Origin of the sequence: Cronobacter sp. EKM101R (assembly GCF_963888145.1) — a bacterium.
Classification (GTDB): Bacteria; Pseudomonadota; Gammaproteobacteria; order Enterobacterales; family Enterobacteriaceae; genus Cronobacter; species Cronobacter turicensis.
On record NZ_CAWPHW010000012.1, the window covers coordinates 371,403 to 394,514 of the forward strand.

Here is a 23,112-nt window from a genome sequence, read left to right on the forward strand (position 1 = left end):
ATAATGACCTTTTTCTGTGCAAGCATGTGGCGAGGAGAGCCGATGAAACGCAAAGTCAGCGTGCTGTTAATGATGATAGTGCTCGGGAGCGCCGCGCAGGCCGCGCCCGTTTCGCGCCCGGATGCGGTGGTTAACCCGCTGATGGCGCGCTACCAGATCCCGGGTATGGCGGTGGCGGTTTCGGTGAATGGCGAGACCCATCTCTGGCATTACGGCGTGGCGTCGAAAGCGACGCGCAAACCGGTGGATGAAAAGACGCTTTTTGAAATCGGCTCGCTCAGTAAGACCTTTACCGCGACGCTGGCAAGCGCGGCGCAACAGGAGGGCAAACTCGATTTCAGCGCGCCCGCCAGCCAGTATCTGCCAGCACTCCGCGGCAGCGCGTTCGACCGCGTGACGCTGCGTAATCTCGCCACGCACACCTCGGGGATGCCGCTGTTTGTACCGGATGACGTGAAAAACACCGCGCAGCTGATGGCGTGGTATCGCGCCTGGCAGCCCGCGCAGCCGGTGGGGACTGAGCGCGTCTACTCGAATCTCGGGATTGGGATGCTCGGGATGATCACCGCGAAGGCGCTCGATAAGCCGTTCAGCGAGGCGATGGAGCAGGGGCTGCTCGCGGATTTCGGCATGACGCACACCTTTATCAACGTGCCGGCTGCCGCGATGAACGACTACGCGCAGGGCTACAATAAAGACGATAAACCGGTGCGGGTCACGCCCGGCCCGCTGGATGCCGAATCCTACGGGCTGAAATCCAGTAGCGCCGATCTGCTGCGGTATCTGCAAATTCAGCTTGGCGAACATGATGTTGCTCCGCGCTGGCGGCAGGCGATTAACGCCACGCACAACGGCTACTACCGCACCGGCGAATTCACGCAGGGGATGATGTGGGAATATTATCCGTGGCCGTCGCCGCTCTCACGACTTGTGGAAGGCAACAGCAGCCAGCGCATCATGAAAGGGCTGACGGCGACCGCTATCGTGCCGCCGGAGCCTGCGCCGCAGGCGGCGTGGTATAACAAAACCGGCTCGACGAATGGGTTTTCCACCTACGCGGTGTTTATTCCGGAAAAACGCATCGCGCTGATTATGCTCGCCAACAAGTGGTTCCCGAATGACGACCGCGTCAAAGCGGCATATGACATTATTCAGGAACTCGATAAGTAGCGCCGTATAAAAAAGGCCGCCCGTGGGCGGCCTGTTCATGAAATCACGCTGTCAGAGCTGCGTGATCACCACATCCTGATCCAGACGGGATTTCGGCAGGGTGGCGTTGAAATCCGCATCGCTGCGATAACCAACTGTCGCCACCACCACGCTGCGCAAACCTTTTTCTTTCAGGCCCAGCAGCTCGTCCATTTTCTCCGGATGGAAGCCTTCGATAGGGGTCGCGTCAAGGCCCATCGCGGCCGCGCCCAGCAGCAGGAAACCAAGCGCCAGATAAGCCTGACGGGTCATCCATTCGCGCTGTTGTTCAGGCGTCTGGCTGTTCAGGCCCACAAAAAAGCGGCGGCCTTTGTCATTACCGGCGCGCGCTTCGTCGCTGTCGTAACGGCCATCCTGCTGCTCTTTTTCCAGCAGTTGCAGCAGATGCGCTTCGTTCAGCTCTTCTTTAATGGTGAAGACCACGGTCATGGCGGCGTTCTTCGCCTTCACCTGGTTGGCGTCCATCAGGGCCGGCAGGATCTGCTGTTTGCCTTCCTCGGTGGTGACGGCAAAGAAGTGCCACGGCTGGGAGTTGACGGAAGAGGGGCTAAAGCGCAGCAGATCCAGCAGTTCCTGTTGTTGTTCGGCCGTCAGCTTGCGGCTGTGGTCATAGGCTTTGCTGGTATGGCGCGTACGGATAATCTCATTAAGGTTCATAAACGTTTTCCCGGTTGAATGCCGCGCCGTTCGTGACGGTCGCGGGCAGGTTACACCATTGTTATCTTCATTAAGGGCAGGATAGTAGCCTAAACCAGACGGCAGAAAAACCTGCCGCCAGCGGCAAGCCGCGTTGAGGGCAAAAAATGCAAAAATCGTGACAATGTCACGTAAGGGACATTTTGCAGCGTTAAAAAACGTGAAGTCCGCGAGGGGATTCAGGCATGATGAAAGGCCGTTCACGTTTAAGGAACCGTTATGCCGCATATTGATGTGAAGTTCTTTCCGCGCGATCTCAGCGATGCGCAACAGCAGGCCCTTGCCGACGAGCTGACCGAGGTCATCGTAAAGCATCTGCAAAGCAAAGAGAGTTCGGTGTCGGTGGCGCTTAATGAAGTGCAGCCGGAGCAGTGGAAAAGCGACGTGTGGGACAGAGAGATAGCGCCGCAGCTCGACACGCTGGCGCGCAAGCCTGGCTATGAGATGTAAGCCATAAAAAAACCCTGCCGTAGCAGGGTTTGTTGTTTAAGCGCGGTTATTTTTTCTCAACCGGCTTTTTCGACTGGCGTTCTACCGGGGGCACGGATGCGCCCATTTCCGCGCCGGTCACCGGGTTGATGCCCGGATCGGACTGTAAACGCTGTGCCATGGTCAGTACGCTCGCCTGCTGTTCCGGCGAAAGCTGGATATCAATCATACCGTCGCCTCCATTGACTGCTGGCTGCGGATCGGCGACGTACTCGAAGTTCTCGTCGCTGTTCCAGCTACCGCGCAGGTCGTCACCTTTGGACATGTTGTAATAAACATTCGCATATTGTTCCACCGGCGGCAGTTTGCCCGGCGGGAAGTTATTACGAATAGAGTAGAGCGCTTTTTCAAACGACAGCATATGCGCGACTTCACGGGTCATCAGGAAGCCCAGCGCATCTTTCACGCCCGGATCGTCCGTCAGGTTAATCAGTCGCTCATAGATGATCTTGGCGCGCGCTTCGGCGGCGATGTTTGAGCGCAGATCCGCCGTCACTTCGCCGATTGTATCAATGTACGCCGCAGTCCATGGTACGCCTGCGGAGTTAGTCAGCGGCGGCCCGCCTCCGTAGAGGACCTGGGTCAGATGGCTGTCATTGCCCGCGCCGGTAATAGAGCGGTAAATTTCGCCTTCGGCTTCAGTGGCTTCCGCCAGGTCGCCTTTTGCGCCTTTGTTGAGCATCCCCACAAGGGAACCGATAATTTCCAGATGGCTCAGTTCTTCTGTGGCGATGTCCATCAGCATTTCTTTACGTGCCGGATCTTCATCACCCAGGCCTTGGGTGAAGTAGCGGGTGGCGGCGGCAAGTTCGCCCTGCGGCCCACCAAATTGCTCCAGCAATAAATTTGCCAGGCCCGGATTCGGTGCCGCGACGCGGACCGTATATTGCAATTGTTTTACATGTCGGAACATCAGGTTCTCCTGTTTTACACGACAACGCTCAATTTGTGCCTGCCAGCAAAAAGACAGGCAAATTAATCAAGAATTTATTTTTTCGCTTCAACGCCAGGGGCGGCGGCGCGATTAAGGAATTGCTGAGTGACATCCGGTAAATGGTTCAGACACCATTCGGCCATCGCAATTTCCTGCTCAAGGATTTGTTTAAATACCACTACGCCCTGTTCGTCACCCACGGCTTTTGCCGCAGCAATCAGCGAGGTGTAGCAGGCAATTTCAAACTGTTCGAAGACATAGCCGCTGATAGCGCCTTTAACCACTTCGTCAGAGGCAAACATGCCGCCAACGGCCTGGCCCATCGCGGACATCTTGCTCATGGTGTCTTTTACAACAGAGGTCGATACGTTATTTCTTTCAATAACAGAATTAATCAGTTGTTGCTGGTGGCGCGTCTCTTCCAGATGCTGCTCAAGACGGGATTTCAGGTCAGGATAGTGCTCAATACGGGAGGCCATTGACTCCAGCATCTGTTCCGCTTGTTTCTCCATCGCATGAGCGTCACGCAGCCAGTCATGATAATTTTCTTCGTATGTCGTCATAAATCACCTCTTCCGAAATATACAGTTACCTGTAAAGAAATATTTATGCGTCCTCTACAGAATTTATAAATTTGATACGCACTAAAAAGCGTAGCAGATATTTTCGAAAGGGGGCGGCAATCCGGGATATTCTGTTTTTTGAGAGTAATCCTAAGTTAAATTAACTGGATAATAATTATTCACTTGCATCGTAAATATGTACGCCCAGCCGCGTGTTGTATAACTTCAACAAATAAATAATTGCAATTGAATTTTATTTTTACATTGCCTTTACATAAAGGGAAATAAAGGAAAATCATTCCACTAAGCGAAGCGGTAAAAAGCGCTGCGGGTTTTATCGTTGACGTGGTAATAGCCTCAACGTGCGGGAATAGCTCTCGCGCATACGGTTATGATTCAACGACCTGAACACGCCGTGCCACATCGCTTCATGGTAAAGCAGCTATTATCAGACAGGCTAAGGACGCAGAATAAGGAACCCTCATGGCATTCAGACGACAGGATTATTACAGCCGTATCGGCTACACCGGCGAGTCGCGCCCGACGCTTGAGACGCTGAACGCGCTACACAGGCATCACACCTCCGCCATTCCCTTTGAAAATCTCGATGTGCTGTTAGGGCGTGAGATCCTGCTCGATGACGACGCGATTTTCATCAAGCTGGTGGAGGCGGGGCGCGGTGGCTACTGTTTTGAGCAAAATGCGCTCTTCGCCCGGGCGCTGGCGGAATGCGGGTTTGCCGTGGAGGCGCTTGCCGCGCGGGTATTGATAGCCGATCCCAATGACATGCCGCCGCGCACCCACCGGCTGGTGCAGGTCATGCTTGATGATGAACCGTGGATTGCCGATGTCGGCTTTGGCGGCGCGACGCTCAGCGCGCCGATCCCGCTCGCGCATGGCGCTGAGATAACCGGCCCCGAAGGACGGTTTCGTATTGAGAGCCAGCAGAGCGAATTCTTGCTGTTGAAAGAAGAGGGCGACGACTGGCACGCGCTTTACCGCTTTGACCAGGCGCGTCAGTACCCCGCAGATTACCTGATGGCCAATCACTTTATCGCCCACTGGCCCGATTCCCATTTCCGCCATCATCTGCTGGCGGCACTGCATCCGCCAGGCCAGAAACCGTTAAAACTGCTCAATCAATATCTTACTGTGGATGGCGATCGCCAGACGCTGGCGGATGATGACGCGGTGTATGACTGCCTGCAACGGGATTTCGGGATGCGCTTCGACCACCCGAAACACGGCGTCACCCGCGAGGCATTCTGCGCGATGATGGCGCGGCTGCGTCGCGATAACCCCTAAATGCGGGCGTGCTGCTGGCGAAACTGACCGGGCGTAACGCCCCAGGCGCTTTTAAACGCTTTGCTGAACGCGGCCTGGGTCAGATAGCCGCACGCCTCGGCCACCCGCCCGATAGCGCGTTGTTCGCGCTCCAGCAGCCGGGCCGCGCGCGCCATGCGCACCTGGTTCAGCCAGCTTTGCGGGGTAAGCGGGTAACGGCTTGCGAAGTGTCTCGCAAAGGTGGACCGGGAGAGAAAGCAGCGCGCCGCCATGCTCTCCAGCGTCCACGGCTGCTCGGGGTTCGCCAGCACCGCGCTGACGGCGGGCGCCAGCCGTTGATCCGCAAGCAGCGGCAGCATGCCCGGCGCGCCGTTCTCCTCGCTTAACAGCGCGCGCAGCACCAGTGTCAGTAAGGTTGAGGAAAGTTCGCGCACGATTGCCGCCGCGCCCGGGCGCTCGCTCAGGCTCTCATCCGACAACATCGTTAACAACGCCGCCAGCGAGCGGCAGTCATCCCGCGCACCTGTGGCGATCCGTTGCACCGCAGGCTGCCCGCTGAACAGCAGCGCGCCGCTGACGCCGGTACGAAATTCACCGCACAGCATGACCAGCGGCGCATCGTCGCCTTCGGTGACGACCTCGGTGATGACCGCATTCTCGTGCCGCTGCACGGGCGCGCTGGCGCCGTCCTGCTTATGGCTTTCCAGACGGTGCGGCGCGCCATGCGGCAGCAGAAAAATATCGCCCGCCTGCGCAGTGATAGCCTCGCCATTGAGCACCAGACGCGCGTTGCCGGAGAGGATCGCATGCCACGGGATATGACCAGCCGGGCTTTGCGCATGATCCGACGCCCAGCGCCCGGCGAAACGGCAGTGTAAATCAATGGAGCTTTCCGGCGCGAGGAGGGCGATAAGCTGGCTGAGGCTGTCCATAGAACTCCTGAGACGATAAGACAAAAATCCGGGACGCCGGACGGCAGATAACGCCGGGCGTCATGCGTACTATGCACGGAACGCCCGCAGACGGGCATTCATTCATGAAGGAGTGCATTATGAGCCGTTTACAGACCATTGCGACAGACACCGCCACCGGTAAAACCGCCCAGCTGTTTGATACGCTGAAAAGCGCGATGGGTAAAGTCCCGAATGCGTATGCCACGATTGGCAGCAACGCCCCGGAGATGCTCTCACAGGCGCTGCAACATAATATGGCGCTGAAAAAAGGCGCGCTGAGCGCCCGCGAGCTGGAAGCCATTAATCTGGTGGTGAGCGAGACCACTGGCTGTGATTACTGCCTTGCCGCGCATACTCTGATGGCGAAAAAAGCGGGCTACAGCGCCGAAGAGACGCGAGCGTTGCGTGCCGGACAATTCGCGCAGGATTCGCATATCGACGCGCTGCTGCGCTTTGTGAAAACCGTCATCACGACCCGCGGCACGCTGCCGGAAAGCGACGTGACTGCGCTGCGCGCTGCCGGTTTCGACGACCGTCAGGTCATTGAGATCCTGAGCGCCATCAGCGCCATCCTGTTTACCAATATGGTGAACCGGGTGAATGACACCGTGGTGGATTTTCCGAAAGCAGAATAATCCGCAGACGGCGGGGGAGGGGAGCGGTAATAACGATATCAATGCGTTAGCGCGTCGCTCTCCCGCAATGCTCTAAACCGTCTTTGCCCGGCGCCTGGCAAAAGTCACCGATGCGCAGTATAAGAAGTAAACACCGCTGATACGCGTAACCGGAGATGATAATGACTATGAAAGTGCTGGGCTATGCCGCGCAGAGCGCCGAAGCGCCGCTGGCTCCCTTTGAGTTTACCCGCCGCGCCCCGCGCCCTGATGATGTGGTGCTGGAGATTCTCTACTGCGGCGTTTGCCATTCCGATCTCCATCAGGCGCGCAACGACTGGGGCTTTAGCCAGTATCCCATCGTGCCGGGCCATGAAATCATTGGCCGCGTCACGGCGGTCGGCAGCGACGTGAAAAAATTCAAACCCGGCGATCTCGCGGGCATCGGCTGTATGGTCGATTCGTGTCGCAGTTGTCCTCCCTGTCGCGAAGGGCTTGAACAATACTGTCTCGAAGGCTGCATCCAGACCTATAACGGCATTGATCGTCACGACGGCGAACTGACGTTCGGCGGCTATTCGCAAATCATCCTCGCCTCGCAGGATTTCGTGCTGCGTCTCCCGGAAGGGTTAGATCTCAAAGGCGCCGCGCCGCTGCTCTGCGCCGGGATCACCACCTGGTCGCCGCTGCGCCACTGGAATGTCGGCAAAGGCAGCCGTGTCGCGGTGGTTGGTCTTGGCGGTCTCGGGCATATGGCTATCAAGCTTGCCCATGCGCTCGGTGCGGATGTCACGCTGTTCACCCGCTCACCGGGTAAAGAAGAGGACGCCCGCCGCCTCGGCGCGCATCATGTGGTGCTCTCTGAAGAACAAAGTCAGATGCAGCAGGTCGCCGGACATTTCGATTTGATCATCGACACGGTGCCTTATGCGCATGATATCAACCCGTATCTGTCCACGCTTAAAATCGACGGCACATTGGTCTTTGTCGGCCTGCTCGGAGAAGTGCAGCCCGCAGTCAATACGGTACCGATGATTATGGGGCGGCGCAGCGTGGCGGGTTCATGCATTGGCGGGATCGCGGAGACGCAGGAGATGCTCGACTTCTGCGCGAAACACAATATTTCCGCCGATGTGGAAGTTATCAACATTCAGGAAATCAATGAAGCGTGGGAAAGGATGCTGAAAAGCGACGTGAAATATCGCTTTGTCATCGATATGGCGTCGCTCCAGCAGGGCGCGCGTCTGGCGCCAGTGACGGCCGCTTAACGTTACTGCTGTAATACAAAAGCAACAGCGGGCCTGATGGCCCGCTTTTTTTACGCCTGTTTCGGCTGGCCGTTCGACGCCGTCAGGCCGCCATCCACCGGCAGATTCACGCCAGTGATATAACGGGCATCGTCGCTCGCGAGAAACGCAATCGCATCGGCGATATCTTCCGGCTCGCCCGCGCGTTGCAGCGGGATACGCTCGTAGAACTTTTGCAGCAGCGCTTCATCCTGCTTCATATCTTCCGTGAGCTCGGTAAAGGTAAAGCCCGGACAGATAGCATTCACGCGCACGCCGTCAGCGCCGTAATCCATCGCCAGCGATCGGGTAAAGTTCGTGACCGCGCCTTTCGCCGCGTTATAGACGCTCATCCCCCAGTCGCCGCCAAGCCCCGAGACGGAAGAAATATTAATCACGTTGCCTTTGGTCTTCAGCAGGCCCGGCATAAATGCGTGCAGACAATAGAAAACGCCGTTGAGATCGGTGCCCATCAGCGTTTCCCAGTCCTCAAGCGAAATCTCATGAATTTTGCCCTGCACAATCACGCCGGCGTTATTCACTAACACATCAACGCGACCAAACTCATCCGCGACGCGCTGAGCAAGCGCCTGCACCTGTGCCGCATCGGAGACGTCGCAGGGCACTACCAGATGTTTGCCTTGCGCAAGCGTCGCCGCCACTTTATCGAGTTTCTCTTTGGTCCGGCCAACCAGCACGACGCTTGCGCCTTCACGGGCAAAACGACGTGCCGCCGCCGCGCCAATCCCTGATCCTGCACCCGTCACGACCACGACTTTTTCTTGAAAACGGTTCATACATCCTCCTTTCCAGTGTCTGGCACAATGCTGTGCTTAATCATCAAGTCCTTGTTAACTCTGGCATTCATTGCGCGCTTCGCAAGTCGATGCTGTCAGAATCCACGTAACTGCCTGTTTTCGTTCAAATAAAAAGTCATTAAAAAATGTGACGTAACCCAAACTTTCGCGCTGCAAATTAACCGGGGTCAGAAGAGTGGGGCTTTAGCTTTGCGTATCAAAGGCTTACTCATTTATCATAAAGATATTATTGTGCGGCTCCGCTTACCTGTGGATAACATGTGCAAAGTGAACAAAAAATATCCTGAGTGGTGATCCCATTCGATCCCGCTGCATGCAGAGCCATCAACCCTGTCACTTTTAAGGATCCTTTTGAGATTAAGTTGATCTTAATTTCGATCCCGACCTTTTTAAGCTGGCGTTAATTTCCATGCCCTGAGCCGGGCGGAGGAGAGCAATGAGCGTTTCCCGTGAATATGTGACTTTCCTGTTAGATCAGCTGGCGCCCCTCGGTGCGGTTGACACCCGCCGCATGTTTGGCTGTGTGGCGCTGTTTCAGGCGGGGCTGATGTTTGCGCTGGTGGACGGCGATGCGCAGGTGTATATCAAAGCGGACGCGCAGAACCGCGAGCTGTTTATCGCGCAGGGGTTCCTTCCTTTTACCTATCTCACTACGCGCCGTAGCGGCGGCCAAAAGGCAGTGGCGCTTGGTTATTACCACATATCAGAGGAGCTGGTGGAGGATAGCGCGGAATTATTACGCTGGGCGCGCGAAGGGCTTGCCGCCGCGAGGCGTGCGCCAGAGAAAAAACCGCGTAAAACTTCGCGATAAAATGGCGTACCGCCCTAAGCGAACGATAATTGGCTACTTTAGTTACAACATACTTAAAACGATCCAAATATTGTGCTGTAACGTCAGCGCCGCCTCAATAGCTTCGCAAGGTAAAAAAGGCAGCAAACAGCAGGGGCGGCGCGTGGAAAACAGGCATAAAAAAAGCCAGACACGCTGGCTTTAAAGGGGAAAGAAGGGCGTTTAAATCTCGCTGCCGGGGCGGGCGAACGCCTCGCCGATGGCGTAGAAATGCCCGCCCGCCACGTGATGAAGACTACGCAGCTCCGGCGGCGCCTCTTCGAAATGCCAGCGGCCATCGTGAAATACGCGGGTATCGGCCCAGGCGGCAGTCACCTGGCCGATAAACAAATCATATCGCTGCTGATTATGCGGCTCGGGAATCAGTTCGCAGGCGAGCCACGCCGAACAGCCCGCTACGAGCGGCGCCTCAACGCCCTCCATCCGAAACAGCGCCGCACCGGCGAGTTTCAGTTTTTCAGGTTCGTTATGCAGGCTCAGCGTGCCTAACTCATACGTCATTTCACGCTGCGCGACGGTCGGCACCTGCAACACAAAAGTGCCGCTGCGCTCCAGCAATTCACGGGTGCGGGCGATTTTATCGATAACCACCGTCACTTTCGGCGGCGAGAAATCGAGCCCGCAGGCCCAGGCCGCCGCCATGACGTTTTCCACGCCGTCATGGCGGGCAGAAACCAGCACCGTCGGTCCGTGGTTGATTAACCGGTACGCTTTATCGAGCGGCACCGGTGCCATAAAGGAGTGACTGTCATTCATACGCATAACCCTGTGTTGACGTAAGCGGGCAGGGTAACACACCCGCCCGCAAGGCGTTTTGCGCTACGTGTCGCGCATACCGAGCGCGAGAGACTGCGCCGGATCGAACAGCGACAGGCTCTCAATCTGGTTCAGCAGAATGACTTTGCGATAAGCGAGCGCCGATTTCTCCCCGGCCTGAAGGGTGATGTCGTGGCTGTCATACCAGGCGCTGTAGTTATGCTCGACGCGCAAATCCAGCGTTTCACGGTCGCGGTAGCCGCTCAGCATCGGGATTAAGACCAGATTGCTGATGTCGCTGCGGGTGCTGTCGAAGGTCGCGCTGTGGATCATCCCGATGTAAACGCGCTGGGATTTCATCGTTATCCAGATGAGTTCGCCCTCTTCCATACATTCATAAAGCAGCCCTTCGATGCCGTTCGCGCGCGACAGCGTGCGGTAGAGCGAGCGACGCCCGCTGTTGTCGAGCTTTGCCGTCGGCGACCAGTTCGCGCGGTAGAGACAAAAGAGAATGGCAAAACCCAGCATCAGCACAACCGGCGCCTGGATGCCGAGAAAGCTCCAGTTCATAAACGCCATCTGGTAGTGATAGTCGTCGCTGCCGGACCATGCCGGGAACGCGTTCAGCAGCGTGGAGACTCCAAGCAGCCCCAGCCATAACAGACCGGTCGCGATAATGCCCTGCAACACGAAAATACAGCCGTAGAGTGCCACCAGGAAATAGACATCCCACCCTGAGGTGCGCATAAATTTAAAACGGGTGGAGAGGTCGCGGCTGGTATACCAGTAGCCGCACACCATCAGCACCATAAATATCGCCGTTCCCATCTTAAGCCCTCTTCAGCATTTCAACATGACGGGCGAAATCTTCCTGTACGGCGAGACACGCAACGTTAACCGAGGCGTTGCCGTCCTCATCGATGATAATGCGTTCTCCTTCGTCAATGGCGTCCTGGATATGCGCCGGATGAACGGCATGAACCAGCTTTTCCGGGCTGGTAAAAAGCGAGCGTAATATTCTTAGCATGTAAAACCTCCCGGCCAACAGTATAGAAAGCCTGGTGGATGCAGGGAGAAAGAAAGGGGTTTTACGGTTTTATCTGATGAAAAAGGCCCGCCTGCGCAGCGGGCAGTTGATTATTTCAGCGTATTCAGACCCTCCAGCAGCGCTTTATGGAGTCGCTCCGGCGCCTGGATTTGCGGGGCATGGCCGAGATCGTCAAAGGTCACGAGCGTCGCGCGTGGAATGGCGCGCGCCGCCGCTTTGCCAAGCGCCGGATAGTCGCCAAGCGTCTTTTGCACCTCTGGCGGCGCGGCGTCTTTGCCCGGCGCGGTCGTGTCTTGATTGCCAATCAACAGCAGCGTCGGCATTTTCAGCTGCCCGAATTCATAGACCACCGGCTGGGTGTAGATCATGTCGTAGAGCAGCGCGGAGTTCCACGCCACTTTCTCTTTGCCCGCGCCCTGATACATGCCAGCCAGCATCGTGACCCAGCGATCATATTCCGGTTTCCACTGCCCGGCGTAATAGGTGCTCTGTTCATAGTGCCGAATACTCTGCGCGCTGGTTTTCAGCTCGCGCTGATACCACGCCTCCACCGACTGCGCCGGCACGCCTTTGGCTTTCCAGTCCTCAAGGCCTATCGGGTTAATCATCACCAGCTGTTCTGTTTCATCCGGGTACATGAGCGCGTAGCGCGCAGCCAGCATCCCGCCGGTTGAGTGGCCAATAAGGGTTGCCTTTTTCACGCCGAGTTTTTGCAGCAGCGCGTGGGTATTCTGCGCCAGTTGCTGAAAGCTGTACTGGTAGCGCTCGGGTTTAGTGGATTTACAAAAGCCAATCTGATCCGGCGCGATAACGCGATACCCGGCGTCGCGCAGCGTGCGAAGCGTCGTATCCCAGGTCCCGGCGCAGAAATTTTTGCCGTGCATCAGCACCACGGTGCGGCCGTTGGGTTTATCCGGTTTAACGTCGATATACGCCATCTGCATCGGCTGGCGCTGGGAGTCAAAATTAAAGCGCGCGACCGGCCAGCCGTAATCGAAACCTTCAAGTTCCGGGCCATAAGCGGGCGTTTCAGCAAGCGCAGGGACGGCGAGGGCGCAAAGCAGCGCCGCGCAGGAAAGGCGTAAAGACACAGGCGGTTCTCCGTAACGGTTTTATCAGCACTCGTTTTTGACTATAGCCAACGGGCGCGCCGCGCCGGGTAAACGGGCCTGTAAAAAAACGCAAAGAACGTGCGCAGGCAAAAAGCCGGGGCGAACCCCGGCCTGAAACGATTAATACGGGCTGGCGGTCGGACGCACCACGATTTCGCTCACGTCGACGTTATCGGGCTGTTCGATGGCGTAGGCAATGGCGCGCGCAATGGCATCGGCGGGCAGCGCGATGCGGCGAAAATCGTCCATCGCCACACGGGCGGTTTCATCGGTGATATGCGTCGCCAGTTCAGATTCCACCACGCCGGGGCTGATTAACGTCACGCGGATCGTTTCATTCTCCTGGCGCAGCCCGTCGGTAATGGCGCGCACCGCATATTTGGTGGCGCAGTAAACGGCGGCCGTCGGGGAAACACGATACGCGCCGATGGAGGCGATATTAATAATCTGCCCACGGTTTCGTGCCTGCATCACCGGCAACACGGCGGCGATGCCGTGCAGCACGCCGCGCACGTTGACATCGAGCATCTGATTCCACTCGTCCACTTTAAGAGAGGCCAGCGGCGAGAGCGGCATCACGCCCGCGTTATTGATAAAGGCGTCAATCTGGCCATATTTATCCAGCCCGGCCTGCACAAAGGCCTCCATGCTGTCGAGTTTCGTCACGTCCAGCGCCGCGTAATCTATCTGCGCGCCGTTAAAGCGCAATTCTTCGCACAGCGCCGCGAGGCGGTCAGTGCGGCGCGCGCCAATCAGTAAACGGTAGCCTTGGGCGGCCAGCAGGCGCGCCGTCGCTTCGCCGATACCGCTGCTGGCGCCGGTGAGCAGGATAACTTTGCGTTCTTCGGTCATCGTCATGGTGCTTACTCCTTCACAGGAAGGCCCGGCGGGCTGCCGGTGCCGTATGTCTAAAGCCTACGCCCGTGAGGCATCCTTCAGTAGCGCCATTCCTCTCGCTGTATTGCCTGATCCTATTAACCCTGGTGAAGCTTTGCGCGCAACGTGCCACAATCATTGCTGGAAAATATAACGGAGATGCCGCGATGACGATGCCGCCCGTCCAGCGTGAAACGATAGCGCTGCTGGAACAGCTGGCCCCGCAGGAGGGCTATACCCGATCACAGCTCGATGCCGTGCGTTTTATGCGCTCCAACCGCGCGCTGGCACGTACGCCGGTGCTGTATGAGCCATGTATTGTTATCGTCTGCCAGGGCTGCAAGCGCGGTTATCTCGCCGATAAGATCTACACCTACAATGCCAGTCACTATCTGGTGCTCTCGGTGCCGTTGCCGTTCTCAACCGAAACCGACGCCACACCGCAGGAGCCGCTGCTGGCCGTGGCGGTGCGGCTGGAGATGACCGTGATTGCCGAACTGGTGCTGGCGCTTGATGGCGAACGGGGGGCGGACGCCGCGCCGCCGGAAGGTATTCTCTCAACGCCGCTGGACGCGCCGCTTGCCGATACCACGCTGCGGCTGCTGCGCGCGTTAAGCCACCCGCAGGAGGCGCAGATCCTGGGCCCGGCCATTGTCAAAGAGCTCTACTACCGCGTCCTGATTGGCGAGCAGGGCGGCGCCATCCGCGCGGCGCTGGCGAGTTTTGGCAAGTTCAGCCGCATCTCCCGCGTGCTGCAACGCATTCACGCCGACTACGCCGGGCGGCTGGATGTCGCGACGCTTGCCGCCGAAGCGGGCATGAGCGCGCCTGCTTTCCATGCGCATTTCAAAGCGGTGACCCGCAATTCGCCGGTGCAGTACATCAAAGCCGTGCGGCTACACCAGGCGCGTCTGCTGATGATCCGCGATAATCTCAGCGCCGCCACGGCGGCGCTGCGCGTCGGCTATGAAAGTCCGTCGCAGTTTAACCGGGAGTTTCGCCGTCTGTTTGGTCGCACGCCGGGGGCGGAAACCCGTGAAATGAAACAGTCTTTTGCGCTGCTGCCGCCGACCCAGTTCGAGGCGATGACGGCGAATCATTAACGGCCAATGGATATTTCCGCCGGTATTTTCAGACGCGGGTTTTTGACGGAAATATTTCATTTAAGGCCAGCGCCAGTCGCAGAATATATTTAGCGCGCCGGTTTAAAAGACGCGAAATGCATTAATTACTCGCGTTACCGGTTTTATTCTTTTGGCTTTCATTTAATCCGCCGCACCCTGTGACGCGCCTCTCGCTTTGCGCGCAGGCCGCGCCGAATGGGAATATTCCCACTTGGCGACGGCGCGCTTGCCGATAATATGAGGATATCTTCTTCGCCCGATATCGATTATTCCATGCAAGTTCTCTCCTTTTTTCTTTTGAAAAGAGGAGACGCGCTGGCGTGCCATTACGGGAATATCACCATGCGATTAACCAAATTTTGTCATGCGGACATTCTGATGGATAACATCAAGGGGCGTCGTCATGGTTAACCGTATTACCGCGACATCACCGGGCGCGCCCGGCTCGCTGTTATTCTGGGCGCTGAAAGGCGAAGAAAAACTCTCAACGCCGTTTCGCTTTGACGTCGATCTGCTAAGCGACGATTTCACGATTAACCGCCAGCAACTGCTCGGCCAGCCGATGACCGTCACGATCCCGACCCAGACGCTGAACCCGCGCTATCTGACCGGCAACATTACCTGCGTCACGGTGCGCAGCGAGGAGCTCGACAGCAAGCGCTATGCCGTTTATCAGCTGACGCTGGAGCCCGATTTCTGGCCGATGACGCGCGATCGTAATTTCCGCATTTTCCAGCAGCAGCGCGTGCCGGATATCGTCAAGACCCTCTTTTCTGAACACAACGTCAACGTCGAAGACCAGCTTACCCGCAACTATCGCCAGTGGGATTACTGCGTGCAGTACGCCGAAAGCAGCTTCGATTTCATCAGCCGCCTGCTGGAGCTTGAAGGCATCAGCTATCTGTTTCGCCACGACAAAGAAGGCCACACTCTGGTGCTCATGGACGACTACACCCGCGCCAAACCGTTCCCCGGTTACGACGTTATCGCCTGGCACGCCACCAGCGGCGGCGGCGTGGTGAAAGAAGAGGGCGTCAGCCAGCTCACCGCAAGCCATGTGGTGACGCCTGGTCTCTACAGCACCGACGACTACGATTTCCGCAAACCGCACGCCTGGATGTTGCAGACGATGCAAAACCCGGTGTCGCCCAGCCCCGGCAAAATAGACGTGTACGACTGGCCGGGGCGTTTTGTAGAGCACGGCGACGGCGAAGCCTACGCGCGCATCCGCCAGCAGGCCTGGCAGGCGCAGCAGCAGCAAACCCGCGGCTCCGGCACCGCCAGCGGCATCGCGCCGGGGCATACCTTTCGGCTTATCAAAGCGCCGCATGTGGCGGATAACGCCGACTGGCTGGTTGTCGGCGCGCAGTATGAATTTGAAGAAAACCCCTATACCTCCGGCGGGCTGGGCGAAGGCCGCCAGCGGATCGATTTCACGGTGATCCCGGCGCAAACGCCGTTTCGCCCGGCGCTCGTCACGCCATGGCCGCGCACCTATGGCCCGCAAACCGCCCGCGTGGTGGGGCCGAAGGGGGAATCTATCTGGACCGATCGCTATGGCCGCGTGAAGGTAAAATTCCACTGGGACCGGTTCAGCCAGGGCGATGAAAACAGCTCCTGCTGGGTACGCGTCTCCAGCGCCTGGGCAGGCCAGGGCTTTGGCGGCATACAGATCCCGCGCGTGGGCGATGAAGTGGTGGTCGATTTCATCAACGGCGAGCCGGACCGGCCGATTATCATCGGGCGCGTCTATAACGAGGCGCGGATGCCGCCGTGGGAGCTGCCCGCCGCCGCCACGCAGATGGGTTTTATGAGCCGATCCAAAGACGGATCGCCCGACAACGCCAACGCCCTGCGTTTTGAGGATAAACCGGGCCAGGAGCAGTTCTGGCTGCACGCCGAGCGCAATATGGATACCGAAGTGGAGCAGGATGAAAGCCACTCGGTCGGCAGCAACCGCACCAAAACCGTCGGTAAAGATGAAACCAGCCATATTAAGCAAAACCGTACCCGCACCGTGGATGGCAACGAAACGGTGACGGTAGGCCAGAATCGCACCAAAACCATTCAGGGCAGTGAAACCACGACGGTCAACCAGCACCGCACCGAAACCGTCAAAGGCAATGAAACCCTGAGCGTTGAACAGAACCGCGATGAAACCATCACCGGCAACCACACGGCGACGGTGAAAAGCAACCAGACCGGCATTGTCGACGGCAATCAGATACTGACGGTGAATCAGGATCGCACGCGCACCGTCAACGGCAATGAAAAGGTGCAGGTGCAGCAGAACCGCACCGTCGCGGTCACGGGCAACCAGACGCTGAACGTCACCGGCAACCGCGACGTGACGGTCAGCAGCAATGAAAACCGCGTGGTCAGCCAGAAACAGGTGGTATCCATTGGTGCCGGACGCACGCTGACCATCACCGGCGGCGATACGCGATTTACCGAAGGCAGCGTGGCCGACAGCGCCACCACCACCTTTCAGATAAACGTCGGCGAGAGCGGCATTCTTATCAGCAACGGCAGCATCGAAATAACCGCAGGCGGCGCCAGCATTACCATTAATGCCGCAGGCGTCATGGTCAACGGTAAGAAAATCGAACTTAACGCCTGACAGGACGCCCCCATGACTGCAAAAAACCCGACCGAACACGCCATCAGCAAACTGGAGCTTAGCTGGCTCGATCAGACGGAAGATCCCGGTATAAAACTGATCGTCTGGCGGGTGCCGGCGAACGGCGAACGTTTACTGAACGCATTTTTCGCGCTGCAACAGCACCCGGAGGGGCGGAGCGTGCCGGATCTCTTCGTGACGCTCGATACGCCTTTCGATACCGGCTATGGCTACAGCCAGGCGCTGGCGCGCGATTTTCTCGAAAGCCTGGAGGCGACGCCGGACGCGCGGCCCTGGGACGGCGAGCATTTTTTGCCGTGTTACCACGCCGGGGCGCTCTGCGCGCTGCTGGAAGATTTCGCGCGCGCGCATCAGGACGACTTTCGCCATGCGGTTGTGATCCTTAACCCCTGCGCGGTGAGCGATATCGCCGCGTTCAACCGCTGGCTGACGCAGTGGCTTGCCGCGCCAGCGCAGCGTGTGCGTCTGCTGCTCACCGACACCACCGAACAGCCGCTCTGGCAGCCGCTGGTTAAGGCACATGCGTCACAGGTGCGGCTACTGGTCGATGAGCCCGACGGGATGCAGGTAATGCAGCAGACCGCCCGCCAGCAGAGCGATCCGGACATCGATCGCCTGCTGTTTCGGCGTTATCTCGCCGACGCCATGCTATTGCTCGAAAGAGGCAGCGCCGCGCAGGTGGCGAGCCGGGTGGCCCTTGCCATGCCCATCGCGCAGCGTCGCGGCTGGGCCGATCAGGAGGCCGTGCTGCATCACCTGACGGCGGGCGCCTGGCTTAAAGAGAAAAACACGCCGCAGGCCGTCGCGCATTACCAACAGGCGCAGACCGCCGCGACCCGCGTCGCCGATAACCCGGCGCGCGGCCAGCTCGCCGTACAGGGGGCGTTTGGCGAGGCGGGCGCGTGGTTTGCCGATAAAAACTATACCGAGGCGGCGAAACATTACCGCCGTGCCGCCACGCTGGCGCGCGCGATCCCTCACCCGCTGTTTGAGCTGGAAGGCCATCGGATGGCCGGTTTCGCGCTCTGGCAGGCGGGGCATCGCACCGTGGCGATGGACGATTACGCCGCGGCGCTGCGTGCCGCGAAGGCCATAGCGCCCGAAGAGAGGGCGCAGACCACGCTGCCGCTGGTTTTCGGCGATCTGCTGCGTATGCACGATAAACGCCGCAGCGAGGCGCTGGAGACCGCCGCCACGCGTTACCAGCAGACGTGTCAGCAGTTAATTCTGGAAGCGGAAGCGGCCGTCAGCCAGCACGCCGCGCCTGGCGCGGAGGCGGTTAACGCGGCGGACCGCCGCCTGCAACTGCGTCTCGAAGCCGCGTTTCTGGCGCTGCGCCAGCAGCGTGAAGCGCTGATAGAACAGGGCGACGACAGCGTTCGCCAGACGGTTCGCCTCGCCCGCGACATGCTCCACCCTCACTGGAACGGCCTGCCGGATGTCGCGCACCCGTTCGACGCCCCGCCGGGCGAGTGGCAGTCCCTTCCCGCCTGGAGCGAAAACGCGCCCGCGGCCCCGATATCTGAATCAGCAGGAAGCGCCAACGCATGAGACAACGCAACGATCGTTCAAAAAACAACAGCCATTTTGCGATGAAAGCGGGCATCATCGTCGCCGTGACGCTGCTCGCCATCCTGTTTTTAAGCGTCTCTGACAGCGCGCTCGCGACAGAGATCCGGACCTTCCTGCGTGCCCTGCTGCGCGCGCTGTTCTGACGCTAACCCGATGCACTCCGGCGCCCACTTCGACCCGCAGCTCGGCCTGGATATTCATCTTTATCCGTGGCCGTTGCCGACGCCGCATATCGGCCTGGTGTTTGACGTGTTCGACTACCTGCCGTTTATCGGCACGACGGTACATGTGAACGGCATCCGTCGCGCCAGCGCAGGCACCGGGGGCATCGCTATCCATATCCCTACCGGCGGGGCGTGGGTGCCGCCGCTGCGCATGCCAGGTGGCCCGCAGCTTGATGATGAGCTCTTTATGGGCAGTAAAACCGTGGCGGTGGACGGCGAGCCGTTCTCGCGCATCGGGATGCCGGTACTGAGCTGCAATATTGTCGGCATGATGCCGCCGTTCCGGCCAAAGCGCGCCGCCAAACCGAAGCTGCCATCGCTGACGCTGCCGCTCACATTCAACCTGGCGCTGCCGAATAATGTCATCGTCGGCGGGCCGCCGACCGTTAACCTGATGGCGCTGCTGATGCGCGCGGGCTTAAGCGGGCTCGGCAAAGGGCTTAAGAAGCTGAAGGCGACGCCGCAGTGGCGGCTCTTTATGCGCCGCTTTGCGACGTTTCGCCAGAAACTGTTTCGCAATATGGATCCCGGTTTTCTCAAATGCCGGGTACTGCGCGCCGAGCCGGTAGATATCCGCGACGGCAGCGTGCATCTGGAGCATCGCGATTTCCTGTTGCCGGGGCGGCTGCCGCTCGACTGGGGGCGTTTCTACTCCTCGGCGGATATCGACCAGGAAGGGTTGTGCGGCTTCGGTTGGCTGACGCCTGCCGATACCACGCTTGAGGTACTGCGCGACGAAGGCGTGGCGCTGCTCACCCAGCCGGAAGGCGTAACGCTGTTCGCCGGGCTGCCTGCGTCGCCGGGCCGCGAACACGCGGTGTTCGGCCTGCCTGACGGCAGCCGTCTCTGGTATGAGGAACAGGGCGGCGAGCGCTGCTGGCAGGTCTCTCAGGAGAGCGCGCTTATCTGGCGTTTTGCCGGCGGGCGCGACGGCCTGCTCAACGTGACCGCTATCGCCGATCGCCACCACAACCGCTGGCAGTTTGAGCGCGACGGCGGGCAGTTAACGCGCCTGTGTGAACACAGCGCCGACGGCGCCACGGGCCGCGAAATCCTGGTGACCTGCCATCACGGCAGGTTGCAGACGATGCAGTTGCGCATCGCGCAAGGCGGCGAAGTCACGCCGCTCACCCGCTATGAGTATGACGACACGGGCCAGCTCTGCGCGGAGATCGACGCGCTGTCGCATCCGCGCCGTTTTCATTACCGGCAACGGCGGATGGTCAGCCACGTCGATCGCAACGGGCAGGGGTTTCATTACGCGTATGACGACGCCTGGCGCGTGGTGCACGCGTGGGGCGACGGCGGCGTCTGGGATTATCATTTCGAGTATCACACGCTGCTAAATGAAGTGGCGGTCACCGATTCGCTCGGCCATGTGTCGCGCATTACCTTTGATGAGAACGGCCTGCCGGTGTCGGAGATTGACCCCCTCGGCGGCAACACCGTGTTTCGCTATGACGATGTGGGCCGCACGGTGGAAGTGACGGAGCCCGACGGCCGCCAGCATCGCTGGGAGTATGACGAGCAGGGGCGTATGACGGCGGAGCATTTGCCAGGCGGCGGCGTGGTGCGCGCCACGTTTAACGACGATGGCCAGCCGCTGTGCGTCACGGATGAAAGCGGGGCGCAGTGGGTCTCTTCGTATGACGCGGCGGGCAACCTCACCGAAGGGTGCGACCCGACCGGCGTTTGTGCGCATTACATTTACGATACGCTCGGGCAACTGCGCGAAGCCGACGTGCCGGGCCGCGGGCTCACGCGCTACGACTATGACCATTACGGGTTTCTTGCGGTCATCCAGGAAGCGGGCGCGGGCGAGACCCGGCTGCACCATTCGCCGCGCGGCACGCTTCTCGACAAACGCGACGCCAGCGGCGACATCACCCGGTATTTCTGGGATATGAAAGACCGCCTTGCCGCCATGCAGACCTCCGTCGGCCAGGAGATCCGCATCGAGTACAATCGCGAAGATGAGCCGGTGCGTTATACCGATGAAGCGGGCCGGGAAACGCGCTTTGACTATAACGCCACGGGAATGGTCACCGCCTGCCACACGGCGGACGGCGCGCAGACGGGCTATGAATACGATCCCGAAGACCGCCTTCATGCCGTTATCAACCAGAACGGCGAACGCTGGACGCTTTCGCGCGACGCGCTGGGGCGCGTGGTGACAGAAACCGACTACTGGGGCCAGGCGACGCGCTACCAGTGGGATAGAGGCGACCAGCTGGTCAGCCGCCTTGATCCGCTGGGGCGTGAAGTGCGCTACGGCTATGACCGCGCGGGCCGCGTGCGTGAGCGGCGCTCAGGCGACACCTTAACCGCCCGCTACCATTATGACGACGGCGGCCGCCTGACACTCTGCGAAAACCCCTGGCGGCGTCTCGCCTGGCGCTATGACCGCGCAGGCCGTGTGTTGTGCGAAGATCAGGACGGTTTCCAGCTCCGTTACGGCTATACCGCGCGCGGCCTGCCGGATTATCGCGAGAGCGACGCCGGGCACCGTGTGGGTTATGCGTGGAACGAAAATGACCGGCTCATTCGGGTGCAGCTCAACGACGACGCGCCCATTGAGCTGCGTTATGACGAGACGGGCAGACTCGCGAACGAGCAGCTCTCGCCGTCCATCCTGCGCGCAATGCAGTATGACGCGCAGGGACGGCTGACGGCGCAGGAAGTGACCCAGGGCGATCTGCCGCTCTTCGCGAGCGGTTTCGCCTACGATCGTGCCGGTAACATGACGCTGCGCCAGGACAGTCAGTGGGGCGATGACCGCTACCGTTACGATCCGGTGGGCCGCCTGGTCGCGCACAGCGAACCCGACGGCGCGCTGCGTCAGTTTGTGCATGATGCCGCAGGCAACCATCTGCCAACACGCATTCAGGCGGTGGATGATTCACCGGGCGGCTGGTTTCGTGAAGGCGTTCACGAGGGCGTGCGTTACGTCTTCGACCGCGCAGGCGAACTGCGCCAGCGCCGTCATCTGCAAACCGGCGAGGCGAAAGAGGATTTTCTGTGGGATGAGAACCGCCAGCTTATCGCGGTGCGTAAGGGCGAACGTCAGGTGCGCTACGGCTATGACGCGCTCGGGCGGCGCGTTTTCAAAGAGACGCCGGAAGAGACGCGCTGGTTTTACTGGCAGGGCGACGCGCTGGCTGGCGAAACGGTCACACGCACGGCCGCGCCGCTTGCCCCATTAAGCCTCTTCGACACCGGCGGGCGCATCAAACGCGAGCAGGCGCAGGCAACGCTTTTTCATCAGATGCGTGAATATGTCTATTACCCCGGCACCTTCCGCCCGCTGGCGCTCCTGACGCAGGAGGCAGGCGTGCGCGAGAGCTGGCACTATCACTGCGATCCGAACGGCGCGCCGGTGCGCATCACGTCGGTTGAGGGGGAGATAGTCTGGTCAGAACGCGCCGGCGCATGGGGTGAAAAAGGCCCGGTTTACGCCAGCCGCATCGATAACCCGCTGCGCTTCCAGGGCCAGTATTTCGACCCCGAAACGGGTTTACATTACAACCGCTATCGTTACTATGATCCGGCTATCGCGGCCTATATCAGCCAGGACCCGATAGGGATGCTGGGCGGGGGCAATCCTTATCGCTACGCACCTAATGCGTTGATGTGGATTGATCCGTTGGGGTTGATTCGCGGTCCGGTTTCCTTACCCGACGAACCAGGTATTTATATCATTCATGCCGGCGGAAAATCTTATGTAGGCTCGGCAGGCATTAAACAACAAGGTATGCTTTCACGTGTATCAAGCCCTGAACACGCCCACGCGCAAAGGTTGCTTTCTCAACCTGATGTTAAGATTCAGTATGTTCGTGTTCGCCTCAGTGATTCTCTCACTGAAAGTGAAAGGAATAATATTTTACGATATTTTGAACAGCGTGAGTTTGATAAAGAAGTCAAGCGAGTAGGGATAACCAATATGCTTAATGATCCTCATTCGAGGATTCAGGCTGAAGGAAAAAGATCTTATGCGCTGTCATTAATTTCGAAAAATAAAGTTCGTGCTTCAAGCAGACGTACCACTTGTAAAAAAAGTTAGGAC

21 protein-coding genes are annotated in these 23,112 nt (G+C 58.9%); 11 read left to right on the plus strand and 10 right to left on the minus strand.

What is annotated here, in order from left to right:
- Window positions 1-42: 42 nt before the first annotated feature.
- Window positions 43-1,170, plus strand: coding sequence for a class C beta-lactamase (ampC, locus tag AACV31_RS10280; protein ID WP_165153928.1), 1,128 nt, complete (start codon window positions 43-45; stop codon window positions 1,168-1,170).
- Window positions 1,171-1,221: 51 nt separating this feature from the next.
- Here ampC and nfsB read toward each other — a convergent pair whose 3' ends face one another.
- Complete coding sequence (gene nfsB / locus AACV31_RS10285) at window positions 1,222-1,866, minus strand: oxygen-insensitive NAD(P)H nitroreductase (protein ID WP_165153930.1); 645 nt, start codon at window positions 1,864-1,866, stop codon at window positions 1,222-1,224.
- Window positions 1,867-2,124: 258 nt separating this feature from the next.
- Between nfsB and pptA the strand changes: the two genes are divergently transcribed.
- On the plus strand, window positions 2,125-2,355 hold the full coding sequence (gene pptA, locus AACV31_RS10290; protein WP_075198331.1) for a tautomerase PptA: 231 nt from the start codon (window positions 2,125-2,127) through the stop codon (window positions 2,353-2,355).
- A 46-nt stretch (window positions 2,356-2,401) separates the two neighbouring features.
- Here the strand turns inward: pptA and AACV31_RS10295 are convergent, their stop codons facing one another.
- On the minus strand, window positions 2,402-3,307 hold the full coding sequence (locus AACV31_RS10295) for a manganese catalase family protein (RefSeq protein WP_041923542.1): 906 nt from the start codon (window positions 3,305-3,307) through the stop codon (window positions 2,402-2,404).
- Between the two features lie 74 nt (window positions 3,308-3,381).
- Window positions 3,382-3,891, minus strand: a complete 510-nt coding sequence (locus tag AACV31_RS10300; protein WP_015741240.1) for a ferritin-like domain-containing protein — start codon at window positions 3,889-3,891, stop codon at window positions 3,382-3,384.
- Window positions 3,892-4,374: 483 nt separating this feature from the next.
- Between AACV31_RS10300 and AACV31_RS10305 the strand changes: the two genes are divergently transcribed.
- Entirely contained in the window at window positions 4,375-5,196 is an 822-nt protein-coding gene (locus AACV31_RS10305) for an arylamine N-acetyltransferase family protein (protein WP_165153932.1), read from the plus strand.
- Here AACV31_RS10305 and AACV31_RS10310 read toward each other — a convergent pair.
- The gene (locus tag AACV31_RS10310) at window positions 5,193-6,107 is read right to left on the minus strand and encodes an AraC family transcriptional regulator (protein ID WP_165153934.1); all 915 of its coding nucleotides are present in this window, start codon (window positions 6,105-6,107) and stop codon (window positions 5,193-5,195) included. The two genes, AACV31_RS10305 and AACV31_RS10310, sit on opposite strands and share 4 nt — an antisense overlap.
- Before the next feature lie 119 nt (window positions 6,108-6,226).
- On the opposite strand from AACV31_RS10310, the gene AACV31_RS10315 reads away from it, so the two are divergent.
- Both AACV31_RS10315 and AACV31_RS10320 read left to right on the plus strand, forming a co-directional pair.
- Window positions 6,227-6,763 (plus strand): carboxymuconolactone decarboxylase family protein, encoded by a 537-nt coding sequence (locus tag AACV31_RS10315; protein ID WP_165153936.1) that lies wholly within the window; start codon window positions 6,227-6,229, stop codon window positions 6,761-6,763.
- A gap of 161 nt (window positions 6,764-6,924) precedes the next feature.
- Window positions 6,925-8,010, plus strand: a complete 1,086-nt coding sequence (locus tag AACV31_RS10320) for an NAD(P)-dependent alcohol dehydrogenase (RefSeq protein WP_075197893.1) — start codon at window positions 6,925-6,927, stop codon at window positions 8,008-8,010.
- A gap of 50 nt (window positions 8,011-8,060) precedes the next feature.
- On the opposite strand, the gene AACV31_RS10325 is transcribed toward AACV31_RS10320, so the two are convergent.
- The gene (locus AACV31_RS10325) at window positions 8,061-8,825 is read right to left on the minus strand and encodes an SDR family NAD(P)-dependent oxidoreductase (protein ID WP_165153938.1); all 765 of its coding nucleotides are present in this window, start codon (window positions 8,823-8,825) and stop codon (window positions 8,061-8,063) included.
- Between the two features lie 457 nt (window positions 8,826-9,282).
- Here AACV31_RS10325 and AACV31_RS10330 point away from each other — a divergent pair, with 457 nt between their 5' ends.
- Window positions 9,283-9,657, plus strand: a complete 375-nt coding sequence (locus AACV31_RS10330) for a TfoX/Sxy family protein (RefSeq protein WP_165153941.1) — start codon at window positions 9,283-9,285, stop codon at window positions 9,655-9,657.
- Between the two features lie 201 nt (window positions 9,658-9,858).
- Here AACV31_RS10330 and AACV31_RS10335 read toward each other — a convergent pair whose 3' ends face one another.
- The 5 genes from AACV31_RS10335 to AACV31_RS10355 all read right to left on the minus strand — a co-directional run bounded on the left by AACV31_RS10335 (window position 9,859) and on the right by AACV31_RS10355 (window position 13,470).
- The gene (locus tag AACV31_RS10335) at window positions 9,859-10,452 is read right to left on the minus strand and encodes a flavin reductase family protein (RefSeq protein WP_165153943.1); all 594 of its coding nucleotides are present in this window, start codon (window positions 10,450-10,452) and stop codon (window positions 9,859-9,861) included.
- Window positions 10,453-10,515: 63 nt separating this feature from the next.
- Window positions 10,516-11,280, minus strand: coding sequence for a hypothetical protein (locus AACV31_RS10340; protein ID WP_075197889.1), 765 nt, complete (start codon window positions 11,278-11,280; stop codon window positions 10,516-10,518).
- A gap of 1 nt (window position 11,281) precedes the next feature.
- Window positions 11,282-11,479, minus strand: a complete 198-nt coding sequence (locus AACV31_RS10345) for a hypothetical protein (RefSeq protein WP_007761142.1) — start codon at window positions 11,477-11,479, stop codon at window positions 11,282-11,284.
- Window positions 11,480-11,589: 110 nt separating this feature from the next.
- Window positions 11,590-12,591: an alpha/beta fold hydrolase gene (locus AACV31_RS10350; RefSeq protein WP_165153946.1), complete on the minus strand. Its 1,002-nt coding sequence runs from the start codon at window positions 12,589-12,591 to the stop codon at window positions 11,590-11,592.
- A 141-nt stretch (window positions 12,592-12,732) separates the two neighbouring features.
- A complete protein-coding gene (locus AACV31_RS10355) occupies window positions 12,733-13,470 on the minus strand; it encodes an SDR family oxidoreductase (protein WP_105538868.1) in 738 nt (245 codons plus the stop codon).
- 185 nt (window positions 13,471-13,655) lie between these two features.
- Here AACV31_RS10355 and AACV31_RS10360 point away from each other — a divergent pair, with 185 nt between their 5' ends.
- The 5 genes from AACV31_RS10360 to AACV31_RS10380 all read left to right on the plus strand — a co-directional run bounded on the left by AACV31_RS10360 (window position 13,656) and on the right by AACV31_RS10380 (window position 23,109).
- Window positions 13,656-14,591 (plus strand): AraC family transcriptional regulator, encoded by a 936-nt coding sequence (locus tag AACV31_RS10360; protein WP_161588808.1) that lies wholly within the window; start codon window positions 13,656-13,658, stop codon window positions 14,589-14,591.
- Window positions 14,592-15,015: 424 nt separating this feature from the next.
- Complete coding sequence (locus AACV31_RS10365; protein WP_165153948.1) at window positions 15,016-17,232, plus strand: type VI secretion system Vgr family protein; 2,217 nt, start codon at window positions 15,016-15,018, stop codon at window positions 17,230-17,232.
- 12 nt (window positions 17,233-17,244) lie between these two features.
- Window positions 17,245-18,804 carry a hypothetical protein gene (locus AACV31_RS10370; protein WP_165153951.1) on the plus strand — a complete coding sequence of 520 codons (1,560 nt, stop codon included), beginning with the start codon at window positions 17,245-17,247 and terminating at the stop codon, window positions 18,802-18,804.
- On the plus strand, window positions 18,801-18,968 hold the full coding sequence (locus AACV31_RS10375) for a hypothetical protein (RefSeq protein ID WP_165153954.1): 168 nt from the start codon (window positions 18,801-18,803) through the stop codon (window positions 18,966-18,968). The genes AACV31_RS10370 and AACV31_RS10375 overlap by 4 nt, the downstream gene beginning before the upstream one ends.
- 10 nt (window positions 18,969-18,978) lie before the next feature.
- Complete coding sequence (locus tag AACV31_RS10380; RefSeq protein WP_165153956.1) at window positions 18,979-23,109, plus strand: RHS repeat-associated core domain-containing protein; 4,131 nt, start codon at window positions 18,979-18,981, stop codon at window positions 23,107-23,109.
- Window positions 23,110-23,112 lie beyond the last annotated feature (3 nt).

Coding starts and splice junctions, on each gene's coding strand:
- ampC (WP_165153928.1), top strand. CDS start 43: ATGAAACGCAAAGTCAGCGTGCTGTTAATGATGATAGTGCTCGGGAGC.
- nfsB (WP_165153930.1), bottom strand. CDS start 1,866: ATGAACCTTAATGAGATTATCCGTACGCGCCATACCAGCAAAGCCTAT.
- pptA (WP_075198331.1), top strand. CDS start 2,125: ATGCCGCATATTGATGTGAAGTTCTTTCCGCGCGATCTCAGCGATGCG.
- AACV31_RS10295 (WP_041923542.1), bottom strand. CDS start 3,307: ATGTTCCGACATGTAAAACAATTGCAATATACGGTCCGCGTCGCGGCA.
- AACV31_RS10300 (WP_015741240.1), bottom strand. CDS start 3,891: ATGACGACATACGAAGAAAATTATCATGACTGGCTGCGTGACGCTCAT.
- AACV31_RS10305 (WP_165153932.1), top strand. CDS start 4,375: ATGGCATTCAGACGACAGGATTATTACAGCCGTATCGGCTACACCGGC.
- AACV31_RS10310 (WP_165153934.1), bottom strand. CDS start 6,107: ATGGACAGCCTCAGCCAGCTTATCGCCCTCCTCGCGCCGGAAAGCTCC.
- AACV31_RS10315 (WP_165153936.1), top strand. CDS start 6,227: ATGAGCCGTTTACAGACCATTGCGACAGACACCGCCACCGGTAAAACC.
- AACV31_RS10320 (WP_075197893.1), top strand. CDS start 6,925: ATGACTATGAAAGTGCTGGGCTATGCCGCGCAGAGCGCCGAAGCGCCG.
- AACV31_RS10325 (WP_165153938.1), bottom strand. CDS start 8,825: ATGAACCGTTTTCAAGAAAAAGTCGTGGTCGTGACGGGTGCAGGATCA.
- AACV31_RS10330 (WP_165153941.1), top strand. CDS start 9,283: ATGAGCGTTTCCCGTGAATATGTGACTTTCCTGTTAGATCAGCTGGCG.
- AACV31_RS10335 (WP_165153943.1), bottom strand. CDS start 10,452: ATGAATGACAGTCACTCCTTTATGGCACCGGTGCCGCTCGATAAAGCG.
- AACV31_RS10340 (WP_075197889.1), bottom strand. CDS start 11,280: ATGGGAACGGCGATATTTATGGTGCTGATGGTGTGCGGCTACTGGTAT.
- AACV31_RS10345 (WP_007761142.1), bottom strand. CDS start 11,479: ATGCTAAGAATATTACGCTCGCTTTTTACCAGCCCGGAAAAGCTGGTT.
- AACV31_RS10355 (WP_105538868.1), bottom strand. CDS start 13,470: ATGACGATGACCGAAGAACGCAAAGTTATCCTGCTCACCGGCGCCAGC.
- AACV31_RS10360 (WP_161588808.1), top strand. CDS start 13,656: ATGACGATGCCGCCCGTCCAGCGTGAAACGATAGCGCTGCTGGAACAG.
- AACV31_RS10365 (WP_165153948.1), top strand. CDS start 15,016: ATGGTTAACCGTATTACCGCGACATCACCGGGCGCGCCCGGCTCGCTG.
- AACV31_RS10370 (WP_165153951.1), top strand. CDS start 17,245: ATGACTGCAAAAAACCCGACCGAACACGCCATCAGCAAACTGGAGCTT.
- AACV31_RS10375 (WP_165153954.1), top strand. CDS start 18,801: ATGAGACAACGCAACGATCGTTCAAAAAACAACAGCCATTTTGCGATG.
- AACV31_RS10380 (WP_165153956.1), top strand. CDS start 18,979: ATGCACTCCGGCGCCCACTTCGACCCGCAGCTCGGCCTGGATATTCAT.